We start from the raw sequence: 12,137 nt of genomic DNA, 5'->3' as shown, positions 1-12,137 counted from the left end.
GATGATCACCTTCGATGCGGTGACCAAGACCTACCCGGACGGCACCACCGCGGTCGACGATCTGACCTTGGAGATCGAGGCAGGCAGCTTCACCGCCTTCGTCGGACCGTCGGGATGTGGCAAGACCACCTCGATGCGGATGATCAACCGCATGATCGACCCGACCTCGGGCGTCGTGCGGGTCGACGGTCAAGACGTTAGCACCACCAACGCGGTGACACTGCGGCGCGGGATCGGCTACGTGATCCAGAGCGCAGGGCTGATGCCGCACCAGCGGGTGGTCGACAACGTGGCCACCGTGCCTGTGCTGCAAGGCGAATCACGCAAGGCAGCCAGGCGCGCGGCACTCGAACTCCTCGAGCGCGTCGGCCTGGACTCGGCGGTCGCCACCCGGTACCCGGGTCAGCTGTCGGGCGGGCAACAGCAACGAGTCGGTGTGGCAAGGGCATTGGCGGCCGATCCGGCCATCCTGCTGATGGACGAGCCGTTCAGCGCGGTCGACCCGGTGGTGCGCGAGGACCTGCAGAACGAGATGTTGAGGTTGCAGGCAGAGCTGCGCAAGACGATCGTCTTCGTCACCCACGACATCGATGAGGCACTCAAGCTCGCCGACCGGATCGCGATCTTCGGCAAAGGCGGTGTCCTGCGCCAATTCGACACCCCGGCGCGACTGCTCGCCGCGCCCGCCGACGAGTTGGTGTCCTCGTTTGTCGGCCGCGACCGCGGTTACCGTCTGTTGCAGTTCAATTCAGGCCAAGACGTGAAGGTCGAGCCGCTCGAACCGATCACCGAAGCGCAGATCGACGGGCTGGTCCTGGGAGCCGACGAGTGGCGGCTGGTGACGGTGGACGGAACCCCGTTCGGCTGGGTCGACGCCGACGGGGTGCGTGCACATTCCGGTGGTGCATCGCTGTACGACAGCTGTTCGGCCGGTGGGTCGTTGTTCAGTGAGTCCGGGTCGCTGCGCCAAGCGCTCGACGCCGCGTTGTCATCGCCCTCTGGAATCGGTGTGGTGGTGGACGGGCGGGGGACCGTCAGCGGAGGAGTTCGCGCTGCCGATGTTGTTGCTGCTCTCGAACAGCAGCGTAAGTCGGCGTCATGAACTACCTGTTCGACCACTTCTCGAAAGTCTGGGAACTGACGCTCGAGCACATCAAACTGTCGATGATCCCGCTGGCGGTGGCGCTGGTCATCGCGATTCCGCTGGGTCTCCTGGTGTACCGGTCCCGGCCGGCGCGGCGGGTGACCATCGTGATCGGCTCGATCATCTTCACCATCCCGTCCATCGCCCTGTTCATCGTGCTGCCCTCGCTGATCAACACGCGCATTCTCTCCGACGTCAACGTGATGGTGGCGCTGGCCTTGTATTCGACTGCGCTGCTTGTGCGTTCGGTTCCCGAAGCGCTCGACGCCGTGCCTCCGGCCGCTGTCGACGCCGCCACGGCCATCGGATACAAGCCGTGGCAACGCGTGCTCAAGGTGGAACTGCCCCTGTCGATCCCGGTGCTGATCGCCACCATTCGCGTGGTGTCGGTGACCAACATCTCGATGGTGTCGGTAGGTGCGGTCATCGGTTTCGGCGGCCTGGGACGGTTGTTCACCGAAGGCTATAGCCGCAACTACACCGACGAGATCGTGGCCGGCATCATCGCCGTGGTGGTTCTCGCACTGGTCATCGACCTGGTCCTCGTGGTGGTCGGCCGGGTGCTGACCCCCTGGGCGCGCGTCGGCCGTGGGCCGGGCAGGTTGGCACGTAGCCGGATGAACCTGGCCAAGGAGGCGGCACCGGCATGAGCAACATCTTCGGCGACACCGTCAGCTACCTGACCACCGGAACCAACTGGACTGGTACCGAGGACTCCGAGGGGCTACTGGTCGAGATCGGCCAGCACATCGGCTACACCTTCTATGCGGTGGCGGTCGCGGCGTTGATCGCGATCCCGATCGGTCTGCTCATCGGTCACACCGGCAAGGGCGAGGTGGCGGTGGTGGGATTGGTCAACGTCCTGAGGTCGCTGCCGACCCTGGGTCTGCTGCTGCTCTTCATCTTGTGGATGGGTCTCGGACTCACCCCCACGATCATTGCGCTGATCCTCCTCGCGATCCCGCCGCTGCTGGCAGGCACCTATGCGGGGGTCGCCAATGTCGACAAGGCCGTGGTCGACGCATCCCGGGCCATGGGCATGAGCCACCTGCAGGTGCTGCTCAGAGTGGAGTTACCAAACGCACTCCCACTCATCCTGGGTGGCCTGCGCAACTCCACGCTGCAGGTGGTGGCAACTGCAGCCATTGCCGCCTACGCCGGCTTGGGTGGCCTCGGACGTCCGATCTTCGACGGGCTCGCCACCTATGACTACCCGCCGATGATCGCCGGGTCGCTGCTGGTCACGCTGTTGGCCCTGATTCTCGACGGCATCCTCGCAGGTGTCAGCTGGGCGTCCGTCCCAGGTACTGGACGGTTGCGACGCACTCCGGACCTGTCCACCGCCTGATCAAAGGGGTGCTCCGGCCAATGTGTGCCATTGGTTCGGAAACATGGGGTCTGGTCGCCTACCTTGAAGGTGTGAATTCCCCAGACGTGTCCCAAGAGGCAACCGTGCTCCAGCCAGGGTCGGCCGGTGTCTCTGACAACAGCGACTTCAAGACAGTGATGACCTGGCGTGGGATAGGCGAGGACCGGCTCGAGCAGGTGCGTGTCGCGGTCACCGGGAATCGGGTGAAGGCGTATGGGCGGATCGTTGCTGCGGCAACCGCCGACCGAGAGGCCTTCAGCGCCTCGTACGACCTGGTCACCAACGATGCCGGCGTCACCAAGCGGTTGTCGCTGCACCTCGTGCGAGCGGGTGGGGACGCCCAGATCTCGATCACCCGCGACGGTGAGGACACCTGGCTGGTCCAGACTGCCCGCGGCATGGAACGCAGCGACTTCGGCGGTGCACAAGACGTCGACCTGGCGCTGAGTCCCTTCTTCAACGCGCTGCCCATCCGCAGGCTGGGCCTCGGCAAACCCGCAGCCGCCCCGGTGGCCGTCCCCGTTGCCTACCTCTATCTGCCCACGGGCGAGGTGAAATCGGCGACGCTGCAGTACACACCCGGTGCCGATGGCGTCGGAGTGGTTTCACCCGTGGCCGACACCATCCTCACCGTCGACGACAACGGTTTTGTCATCAACTACCCGGGGTTGGCCGAGCGGGTCTGACCCGTCCACACCCCGCCGCGGCGGGCGGCGTCACGCAGGGCCGCCTCCCAGCCGTCGGAACCGATCACCACGTCGGTGACGGGCACGTCGGCGGAAGCGTTGATCTGCTCGTAGCGCTTGCGTGCGCGGTGCCCGTCGTCGACGAGGATCTCCACCGAGCCCTCGTCGCGCAGTTGGTCGCGGGCACGGGTGAGGCGATCGATGGTCTCGCTGAGTGCATTGAGCAAGGCGATGTCGTTCGCCTCGAGCATGGCCCGCTGCGCAGAGGGTTTGGTGCCGGCCACGCGTGTCCCATCGCGGAACGAGCCCGCCGCGAGCCGCAACGCGAGTTCACCTTCGCCGGCGCCGACCACGGCGGTCACGGCGGCCGTGAGGTGCGGTAGATGGGAAATGCCCGCGACCGCGCGGTCGTGCTCATCGGACGCGGCGGGGATCACGCGGGACCCGACCTCGAGGGCGACCTGCGCAACGGTCCGCCACACATGAGGATCGGCGCCGTCGTCGGTGGCCACCACCCAGACCGCCCCGTCGAAAAGAGTGGGGTCGGTGGCCGCCCAGCCCGAGTCGGCCGAACCCGCCATCGGGTGGCCTCCCACGAAGTTGCTGCTGAGCCCTTGCGCGTTAACCGCATCGGCGACCGGCTGCTTCACGCTGACCACATCGGTCAGCGGACAGCGGGGGGCGTGCTCGGCGACGGCCGCGACGATCGCGGCAACTGTGGGAGCCGGCGTCGCGATCACGATCAACGCCGACTGCTCCGCTGCGCGGGCGAGGGTCGCGACGAGGTCGGTCGACACATCGAACCCGCTCTCGGTGGCAGCGGCAGCGGTGGCCTCGGAGCGGTTGTAACCGAACGCCGGCCGACCGGTGGCGGCCAGCGCCCGCAGCAACGAACCGCCGATCAGACCCAGCCCCAGAACACAGACGGAGGGCCTGGGCTGTGGCGAGGTCGCGGTCACCCGATCAGATTCGCACATGCGGGCGGTACGCAGGTCACGCGGCTGCTCGTAGAGAGTTGGGTTTACCCGCGCCGACCGCTACCGTGACCGCATGGCAGCTGCAGGTGCGGATGATGTAGATGGTTTCGCCATTGCGGTCGTCCGGGAGGACGGCAAGTGGACCCTCACCGCAATGGATCGCGATGCACTGGCCGAGCTCGGTGAAGCCGAGAACCGGCTGCGGGGCCTGCGCAGTGCCGGAGCGGTGTTCGGACTGCTCGACGTGGACGACGAGTTCTTCATCGTCGTGCGGCCGTCGCCGTCGGGAACGAAACTCTTGATCTCGGACGCCACAGCGGCAATCGACTACGACATCGCTGCCGATGTGCTCGACGTACTCAATGTCGAGATCCCCGACATCGACCCCGACGAAATCGATGATGTCGAGCCGTGGGAAGAAGGGGATCTGGCCATTCTCGCCGACCTCGGTTTGCCGGACTCGGTGATGAGCATCATCGTCGGGGACACGGATCTGTATGCCGACGAACAGATCGGGATGATCGCGGCCCGACTCGGTTTCGCGGACGAGTTGTCGAAGACGCTTGAGAAGCTCGGTCACTGAGCACTTTTCGTGAGTCGGGTGGCATGGGTACCGATGAGCAGATGATTGAGACGGCACTGGCGGCCGCAGCTGGAGCCGACCCCAGAGATGTGCCCGTGGGCGCCGTCATCTTCGATTCCGGCGGCACTGCCATCGCGCAGGCTGCTAACGCACGCGAGGCGACCTCCGACCCCACCGCACACGCCGAGATCCTCGCCATCCGAAAAGCGGTCGAAGTGGTCGGCGACGGATGGCGGCTCACGGGTTGCACCATCGCCGTGACCCTCGAGCCGTGCACCATGTGCGCGGGCGCCATCACCCTGGCCAGACTCGATCGGTTGGTGTTCGGTGCGTGGGAACCGAAGACCGGGGCCGTGGGCTCCTTGTGGGACGTGGTGCGAGACCGACGCAACGTCCACCGTCCTCAGGTGCGCGGCGGTGTACGCGCCGACGATTGTGCCGCAGTCCTGCGCGAGTTCTTCGCTGGTCAACGACCCTCGTAAGGGCATTGACGACGCGCTGATCTTGGAACTCCTGGGTTGTCGGGTTGAAACCGAGCGCAGTGGGTACCCCTCCACCACGCGACAGTCGCGTGTGATGCACCTTGGTCACAGATCGAGTCAACTAGGAGGATCCATGGCTGTATCCGACGATGCCAAGAACAAGGCCGAAGATCTCAAGGGCCGCGGGAAAGAAGCCGCAGGGAGCCTGACCAACGACCACGACCTCAAGAACGAAGGCAAGGGCGATCAAGCCAGTGCCGGCGCGAAGCAGAAGGTTTCTGACGCTGCTGACGCCGTCAAGGGTGGCGTTGACAACCTCAAAGACAAGCTGACCGGCCACTAAGAGCCGCTCATACCGCCGAAGGCTGTCTGCACAGCCGGACTGACCAGCGGATTGTTGGCTCAGCCCGGCCCTGCGGTACAGTTTTCGGCGGTGGCGTGTCCGAGCGGCCGAAGGTGCAGCACTCGAAATGCTGTGTACGGTTACCCCGTACCGAGGGTTCAAATCCCTCCGCCACCGCCAGCGAACAGCCCCTCACCTGATCCAGGTGAGGGGCTGTTTCTGTGTTGTATCGAGTCCGATGGTTCCGCATGAGGTCGCACCGAGATGGTGGGGTGTAATCGGTAACCGGGGTAACCGGGGTAACCGTCGCAGCGGTGGTGCGGCATGACAGCGATTTCTTGTGTGTGGGGGGTTCCATGGGTCACGGCTGGATTCTCATCGAGTGCATGGGCAACGGAGAGCCCACCCTCGTGTTCGACAGGGTGAGGCCACGGCGCTATTCGTCGATCCGCCGGCGCGACAATCTCCGCAGTCCCCAGGTGACTGCGGCATTGCTCACGATGGTCGGCGAAGTGGCCGACTCGCGGAGCAGTGTTCGCCGAGTGTTCTCCGCCGACAAGAACGAATCGCTGATGATGGTCGCGCACCCCGTCGAAGGGCCCGCGGGCAGTGTGTACGGCGTGCAGGTGTGGGTTGGCCTCGAGCACGAGCTGCCGCCACCCCGCCGGCTCGTCGGAGCGTTCCTCTGGGATCCGGCAACACAGGTGACCCATCATGGGCCGACCATCGAGACCGAGATCCTCGGCATCACCGATCCGCAGACGACGCGGGTGAGCCCCGAGGTGTTCAAGTACTTCGAGGCGTTCCCCCGTGAGGGCGAACTCGGCACGTATGTGGCCGACATCATGTCGGGAAGCATCACAGACGGTGAAGCATTCGACAGCGACATCACCATCCGCCGTGACGATGGGGATCTGACCCAGGTGTACATGACCATGCGCGCCGTCAGAAGCCGCGACGACACTTGGGAGTTGCGGGGAATCGTCCACGACATCACCGACGTGCGCGAACCCAGCTCGGCCGCCGCCTACAACCGCCGGACGGCCCGGGTGGTCGCGCGGCTGGTGGACGGGGCGTGGGGCATCGGGCATGTCGACTTCGCGACGGGCATCGTCACCGAATGGCTGACCGAGCCACCTGCCCCGCTGGATCAATGGGCCACGCAGAACGCGGAGTTCCATCCCGACGACATGTCGACGGTCATGGACGCCCGGATCGCGGTGGCGACCGAGCGTGTACCCCGGGCCGAATACGTGGTCCGAGTGCGGTTTTCGGAGGGGCCATGGCACGGCGCACGCATCACCCTCACGGCCGCGACCGCAGGGTCGAACGGGCACGGGCTGATGCGGGTGGAGTCAGCGAGTCGAGAAGGCAAGGGGTGAAGGCGAATCCCTGCCGGGTTTGTGTACAAAAACAGGCGTTGCAACACCTGCGTACGCACGGAAAGCCTGCACCTGCGTGGGCTCGGACGCGACTTCAACTCAGAAAGACCGCAGCCTGATCTACGAGGTCGAGGAGCGGTTGAGGAAAGATGCCGAGGGCGATGGTCGCGACAGCCCCGAGACCGATGACAAAGGTGGTCGCGGTGTTCGGCACGACAACGGTGGGGGTGTTGTCGACTGGTGGTTCGGAGAAGAACATCAGCACGATGACCCGGACGTAGAACACCACGGCGATTGCGCTGCTGAGCACCCCGACGATCACCAGCGGAACGGCGCCGCCGGACGCGGCCGCCTGAAACACCGCGAACTTGCTGACGAAGCCACTCGTCAGCGGGATGCCGGCGAACGCGAGTAGGAACAACGCGAAAGTCCCGGCCACCAGCGGTGACTGCCGTCCCAGACCCGCCCACCGCGACATCTCGCCGACCTCGCCTGCCCGGTCCCGCACCAGGGTCACCACGGCAAATGCGCCGACGGTGCTGAAACCATAGGCGACGAGGTAGAACATCGTGGACGACAGTCCTGCACGGTTGATGGCGACAACACCGGTGAGGATGAAACCGGCATGCGCCACAGAGGAATACGCGAGCATGCGCTTCATGTCGGTCTGGGTGATCGCAGCGACGGAGGCAACGACCATCGTCAGGATCGCAACCGCCCACAACACCGGACGCCACTCGTCTTTCAAACCGGGCAGGGCCACATAGAACAATCTCAGCATCGCACCGAACGCGGCGACCTTGGTGGCTGCGGCCATGAAGGCGGTGATGGGCGTGGGCGCCCCCTGGTAGACGTCCGGGACCCAGTAGTGAAACGGCACCGCACCGATTTTGAACAGCAAGCCGATCGAGACCAAAGCCGCCCCGATCAATGCCAGCGTCCTGTCACCGTTCTCGGCGTCGATGGCTGCGGCGATCTCCGGGAAGTCGACCGACCCGGCGTAGCCGTAGAGGAACGCCGCCCCGAAGAGGAAAAACGCCGATGAAAAGGCGCCCAGCAGAAAGTACTTCAGCGCCGCTTCCTGCGAGAGCAGCCGGCGACGACGCGCAAGGCCGCACATCAGATACAACGGCAGCGACAGTACTTCGAGCGCCACGAACATCGTCAGCAGGTCGTCGGCCGCGGGGAACAACAGCATGCCGCCGACCGCGAACAGCATGAGGGGGAACACTTCGGTCTGCGCGAGTCCGGCAGTGGTCGCTCGTCGTTCCGGCTCGCTGCCCGGCACGGTGGACGCAGCGGAGGTGAACGCGTCCAGGGACTTCACCCGGCCACCGGCGGCCGCGCCCACCCCGGCGCCGACGGTCACGCCCGCCATGGTGCGCTGGGCGATGAGGGGGATGGACAACGCCGACACCACCAAGATCGTGCCTTGCATGAACAGAGCCGGGCCGTCGACCGCCACGGCACCGACCGCCACCGATTCGCGTGTACCGGCCAGTGCCACAACAGCTATGAATGCGGCCACCAGGCCGCCGACGCTCAGGAGAAGCTGCAATGCGTACCGGAATCGATCGGGTGCAAACGCCTCGACCAGGACCGCGGCCACCGCCACCGCGAACACGATCAACATCGGTGAGAGTTGTGCGTATTCGATCGACGGCGCAGGCAGCACGTCTTGGGCAGTGTTCAGCGCCCAACCGTTCATCGTTCACCTCCATCGGGCTCGGCAACAGCCGGTGCGGGGTCACGCTCGTCGATGACGGTGAGGGTATGGCCCACGGCTGGATCGATGACGTCGAGCACCGGTGCGGGATAGATGCCCAGCGCCAGCAGCAGCGCCAGAAGGGGCGCCACCACCAATTTTTCACGGCTGTGCAGATCGGTGAGGCGCTCGGTGCCCTTGTTCACGGGGCCGGTCATTACCCGCTGGTACATCCACAGCACGTATATCGCGGCGAGCACCAGAGCCACCGAGGCGCAGACGGCCGCCACCGGGTAGCGGGTGAAAGTGCCGATCAAGACCAGGAACTCGCTGACAAACGGACCCAGCCCGGGAAGCGACAGAGTCGCCAGTCCCGCCACCAGGAAAGTGCCGGCCAGCAGTGGTGCGACTTTCTGGACCCCGCCGAAATCGGCGATGGCCCGTGATCCGCGCCGCGACACCAGGAACCCGGCGATCAACATCAGTGCCGCGGTGGCGATGCCGTGATTCACCATGTAGAGCGTGGAGCCGGACTGTCCCTGACTGGTGAGTGCGAAGATGCCCAGGATGATGAAGCCGAAGTGGGAGATCGAGGTGTAGGCGATCAGTCGCATCAGGTCGGTCTGGCCGATCGCGAGGATGGCGCCGTAGATGATCCCGATGACCGCCAGCGTGACGATCAACGGGGTGAAATACCGTGTCGCATCGGGGAACAACTGCACGCAGTACCGGAGCATCGCGAAGGTGCCCACCTTGTCCACCACGGCCATCATCAGCACCGCGCCGGCAGGGGTGGCCTGTACTGCCGCATCCGGGAGCCATGTGTGCAGCGGCCACAGCGGTGCCTTCACCGCAAAGGCGAACATGAAGCCCAGGAACAAGGCTTTGCCGACAGTCGGGTCGATGTCCAGTGAGCCGGAGGAGACGGCCGAGACGATCTCGCGGAAGTCGAACGTACCGCCGCCCTGGTCGGCGGTCACCACGTACAGGCCGATCACCGCGGCCAGCATGACCAGGCCCCCGGCGAGGTTGTACAGCAAGAACTTCACCGCCGCCCGCGACCGCTGGCCCGGGACCTGTTCTGTCGCACCGAAACCGGCGATGAGGAAGTACATCGGGATCAGCATGGCTTCGAAGAAGATGTAGAAGAGGAAGATGTCGAGCGCGGTGAACGACACCATGACCATGGCCTCGACCAGCAACATCAGTGCCACGTAGCGATGGGTTGCACGCCGTCGGTCGGCGTCGGCGTCGTTCCATCCGGCCAGGAGGAGGAGGGGGAGCAACACGGCGGTCAACACCACGAGCGCCAGCGCGATGCCGTCGATGCCGAGTTCGTACCGGGTCCCGAAAGCAGGTATCCACGAACGTGATTCGACGAACTGGTATTGATCACCACCGGGATCGAAGCGGACCGCCAACACAATGGCGAGAGCGAGCACCCCTACAGACGTTGCCAGCGCTGCCCTTTTGGCGACCACTCGTAGTCGAGGAGGCAGCATCAAGATGACAACCGCACCGATCGCCGGTACCACCCACAACAGTGTCAGCCAGGGGATCTCGTTCACCACACCCTCACCAACATCATCATGGCGACCAACAGGGCGCCTCCGGCGAACATCGACAACGCGTACGACCGGACGTATCCGGTCTGCACTTTCCGAACCAGCGTGGATGTGGCGCCGACGGCGCCGGCGAGTCCGTTCACCAAGCCGTCAACGCCTTTCGAGTCCGCCGACCCCAGTGCGCCGGTGAGCTTCTGGCCAGGTCGCATGAACGCTGCCTCGTTGAATGCGTCGCCGTAGAGGTCGCGGCGGGCTGCGGCGGTGAGCGCGCGTCCCTTCGGTGCGACAACGGGGATGTCGCGTCTGGCGTACTGCCGCCAGGCCACGGCGACGCCGGCCAGTACCACTGCGAGGGTGCCGGCGGTGATCACCCAGATGGGAACTGGCAGCTCGTCGTGGTGCTCACCGACCACCGGTTCGAGCCAGTGCTGCAGTGAACCACCGAACGCCAAGAACCCACCGGCAAAAACGGATCCGAGGGCCAGCAGGATCATCGGTCCGGTCATCAAGGCAGGGGACTCGTGTGGGTGCGCCGGCGCCCCGTGGGTGTCAGCCGGCCAGCGTTTCGTGCCGAAGAAGGTCATCAGCATCACGCGAGTCATGTAGAACGCGGTGATACCGGCACCGAGCACGGTGACGATGCCCAGGATCACGCCTTTCACACCACCTGCTGCCCAAGCTGTTTCGATGATCTTGTCCTTGGAGAAGAAGCCTGCGAACGGCGGAATTCCGATGATGGCCAGATAGCCGAACCCAAAGGTGACGAAGGTGATCGGCATCAGCGCACGCAAGCCGCCGAAACGGCGCATGTCGGTCTCGTCGTTCATCGCATGCATCACCGACCCGGCGCCGAGGAACAGACCGGCCTTGAAGAAACCGTGTGTGATGAGATGCATGATGGCGAAGGCATATCCGGCCGGCCCCAGTCCGGCGGCGAGCACCATGTAACCGATCTGGCTCATGGTGGAGGCCGCGAGCGCCTTCTTGATGTCGTCCTTGGCGCAGCCGATGATCGCGCCGAACAAGAGCGTGACCGCGCCGACGATCACCACCGCCAGCTGGGCTCCCGGCGCCAGGTCGAAAATGGGGCCCGACCGGGTGATGAGGTAGACGCCCGCGGTCACCATGGTGGCGGCGTGGATGAGCGCGGACACCGGGGTGGGGCCCTCCATGGCATCCCCGAGCCACGATTGCAGCGGCACCTGCGCCGATTTGCCACACGCGGCGAGCAGCAACATCAGGCCGAGGAAGGTCAGTACTGTCTCACCGGCCTCGTCGGCTCCGGCGAACACCTCGGCGAAGCCCACCGACCCGAATGTCGCGAACATGATCATCATCCCGATGGCAAGACCCATGTCGCCGACGCGATTGACCACAAATGCCTTCTTCGCGGCTGCGGCCGCCGACGGACGCTGATGCCAGAATCCGATCAACAGGTAGGAGGCAAGTCCGACGCCCTCCCATCCGAGGTAGAGACCGAGGTAGTTGTCGGCGAGGACAAGCAGGAGCATGGCTGCCAGAAAGAGGTTGAGGTAGGCGAAGAATCGCCGGCGGTCGGGATCGTCTGCCATGTAGCTGATGGAGTAGATGTGGATGAGCGAGCCCACACCGGTGATCAGCAGGACAAAACACATCGACAGCTGGTCCAGTTGCAGACCGAAGTCCACCCGCAGCTCACCGACGGGCACCCAGGTGAAGAGGTTTTCGTATAGGGCGCGTTCGTCTTCGGGGCGTCCGAGCATGTCGGTGAACAGCACCAACCCGTAGACGAAAGAGGCGATTGCCATGAGAGAGCCGAGCAGATGACCCCACGGGTCGGTGCGCCTGCCGGCGAGCAGCAACACGATCGACCCGGCGAGCGGGAGCGCCGGCAGGATCCAGATGGTTGTGTTCATCCGTGT

Annotated in this window: 12 protein-coding genes and 1 tRNA gene; 9 read left to right on the top strand and 4 right to left on the bottom strand. The window is 65.0% G+C overall.

Annotated features, from left to right (window positions below):
- The first annotated feature begins 1 nt into the window (after window position 1).
- The 4 genes from KXR83_RS22525 (at window position 2) to KXR83_RS22510 (ending at window position 3,199) form a co-directional block, all read left to right on the top strand.
- Entirely contained in the window at window positions 2–1,102 is a 1,101-nt protein-coding gene (locus tag KXR83_RS22525) for an ABC transporter ATP-binding protein (protein ID WP_437426786.1), read from the top strand.
- Window positions 1,099–1,794, top strand: coding sequence for an ABC transporter permease (locus tag KXR83_RS22520; protein ID WP_437426749.1), 696 nt, complete (start codon window positions 1,099–1,101; stop codon window positions 1,792–1,794). The genes KXR83_RS22525 and KXR83_RS22520 overlap by 4 nt, the downstream gene beginning before the upstream one ends.
- Window positions 1,791–2,492: an ABC transporter permease gene (locus tag KXR83_RS22515; protein WP_437426748.1), complete on the top strand. Its 702-nt coding sequence runs from the start codon at window positions 1,791–1,793 to the stop codon at window positions 2,490–2,492. Before KXR83_RS22520 ends, KXR83_RS22515 begins: the two co-directional genes overlap by 4 nt.
- A gap of 158 nt (window positions 2,493–2,650) precedes the next feature.
- Window positions 2,651–3,199 (top strand): putative glycolipid-binding domain-containing protein, encoded by a 549-nt coding sequence (locus tag KXR83_RS22510; protein WP_437426785.1) that lies wholly within the window; start codon window positions 2,651–2,653, stop codon window positions 3,197–3,199.
- Here KXR83_RS22510 and KXR83_RS22505 read toward each other — a convergent pair.
- Complete coding sequence (locus tag KXR83_RS22505) at window positions 3,172–4,176, bottom strand: prephenate dehydrogenase (RefSeq protein WP_437426747.1); 1,005 nt, start codon at window positions 4,174–4,176, stop codon at window positions 3,172–3,174. The two genes, KXR83_RS22510 and KXR83_RS22505, sit on opposite strands and share 28 nt — an antisense overlap.
- Window positions 4,177–4,249: 73 nt before the next feature.
- On the opposite strand from KXR83_RS22505, the gene KXR83_RS22500 reads away from it, so the two are divergent.
- The 5 genes from KXR83_RS22500 (at window position 4,250) to KXR83_RS22480 (ending at window position 6,966) form a co-directional block, all read left to right on the top strand.
- Window positions 4,250–4,759 (top strand): tRNA adenosine deaminase-associated protein, encoded by a 510-nt coding sequence (locus tag KXR83_RS22500; protein WP_437426746.1) that lies wholly within the window; start codon window positions 4,250–4,252, stop codon window positions 4,757–4,759.
- A 23-nt stretch (window positions 4,760–4,782) separates the two neighbouring features.
- Window positions 4,783–5,241, top strand: coding sequence for a nucleoside deaminase (locus KXR83_RS22495; protein WP_437426745.1), 459 nt, complete (start codon window positions 4,783–4,785; stop codon window positions 5,239–5,241).
- A gap of 133 nt (window positions 5,242–5,374) precedes the next feature.
- Window positions 5,375–5,584, top strand: a complete 210-nt coding sequence (locus tag KXR83_RS22490) for a CsbD family protein (protein ID WP_023956656.1) — start codon at window positions 5,375–5,377, stop codon at window positions 5,582–5,584.
- Window positions 5,585–5,673: 89 nt separating this feature from the next.
- Window positions 5,674–5,764 (top strand) — tRNA-Ser (locus KXR83_RS22485).
- A 176-nt stretch (window positions 5,765–5,940) separates the two neighbouring features.
- Window positions 5,941–6,966 (top strand): GAF domain-containing protein, encoded by a 1,026-nt coding sequence (locus tag KXR83_RS22480; protein WP_437426744.1) that lies wholly within the window; start codon window positions 5,941–5,943, stop codon window positions 6,964–6,966.
- 94 nt (window positions 6,967–7,060) lie between these two features.
- Here the strand turns inward: KXR83_RS22480 and nuoN are convergent, their stop codons facing one another.
- From nuoN to nuoL, 3 genes are read right to left on the bottom strand one after another with little or no spacing between them, the layout of a single operon-like run.
- Complete coding sequence (gene nuoN / locus KXR83_RS22475) at window positions 7,061–8,674, bottom strand: NADH-quinone oxidoreductase subunit NuoN (protein ID WP_437426743.1); 1,614 nt, start codon at window positions 8,672–8,674, stop codon at window positions 7,061–7,063.
- Window positions 8,671–10,239 (bottom strand): NADH-quinone oxidoreductase subunit M, encoded by a 1,569-nt coding sequence (locus tag KXR83_RS22470; protein ID WP_437426742.1) that lies wholly within the window; start codon window positions 10,237–10,239, stop codon window positions 8,671–8,673. The genes nuoN and KXR83_RS22470 overlap by 4 nt, the downstream gene beginning before the upstream one ends.
- Entirely contained in the window at window positions 10,236–12,131 is a 1,896-nt protein-coding gene (gene nuoL, locus KXR83_RS22465) for an NADH-quinone oxidoreductase subunit L (protein ID WP_437426741.1), read from the bottom strand. Before nuoL ends, KXR83_RS22470 begins: the two co-directional genes overlap by 4 nt.
- Window positions 12,132–12,137: the final 6 nt, after the last annotated feature.

Source organism: Williamsia muralis (assembly GCF_051487485.1).
GTDB lineage: Bacteria > Actinomycetota > Actinomycetes > Mycobacteriales > Mycobacteriaceae > Williamsia > Williamsia muralis_B.
The sequence above is the reverse complement of the archived record's forward strand: the minus strand, read 5'-3'. Positions and strand labels throughout refer to the sequence as shown.

What these genes read in the sequence shown, in the direction of transcription:
- KXR83_RS22500 (WP_437426746.1), top strand. Translation starts at nt 4,250, where the DNA reads ATGGCAGCTGCAGGTGCGGATGATGTAGATGGTTTCGCCATTGCGGTC.
- KXR83_RS22510 (WP_437426785.1), top strand. Translation starts at nt 2,651, where the DNA reads ATGACCTGGCGTGGGATAGGCGAGGACCGGCTCGAGCAGGTGCGTGTC.
- nuoL (WP_437426741.1), bottom strand. Translation starts at nt 12,131, where the DNA reads ATGAACACAACCATCTGGATCCTGCCGGCGCTCCCGCTCGCCGGGTCG.
- KXR83_RS22480 (WP_437426744.1), top strand. Translation starts at nt 5,941, where the DNA reads ATGGGTCACGGCTGGATTCTCATCGAGTGCATGGGCAACGGAGAGCCC.
- nuoN (WP_437426743.1), bottom strand. Translation starts at nt 8,674, where the DNA reads ATGAACGGTTGGGCGCTGAACACTGCCCAAGACGTGCTGCCTGCGCCG.
- KXR83_RS22505 (WP_437426747.1), bottom strand. Translation starts at nt 4,176, where the DNA reads ATGTGCGAATCTGATCGGGTGACCGCGACCTCGCCACAGCCCAGGCCC.
- KXR83_RS22515 (WP_437426748.1), top strand. Translation starts at nt 1,791, where the DNA reads ATGAGCAACATCTTCGGCGACACCGTCAGCTACCTGACCACCGGAACC.
- KXR83_RS22525 (WP_437426786.1), top strand. Translation starts at nt 2, where the DNA reads ATGATCACCTTCGATGCGGTGACCAAGACCTACCCGGACGGCACCACC.
- KXR83_RS22520 (WP_437426749.1), top strand. Translation starts at nt 1,099, where the DNA reads ATGAACTACCTGTTCGACCACTTCTCGAAAGTCTGGGAACTGACGCTC.
- KXR83_RS22490 (WP_023956656.1), top strand. Translation starts at nt 5,375, where the DNA reads ATGGCTGTATCCGACGATGCCAAGAACAAGGCCGAAGATCTCAAGGGC.
- KXR83_RS22495 (WP_437426745.1), top strand. Translation starts at nt 4,783, where the DNA reads ATGGGTACCGATGAGCAGATGATTGAGACGGCACTGGCGGCCGCAGCT.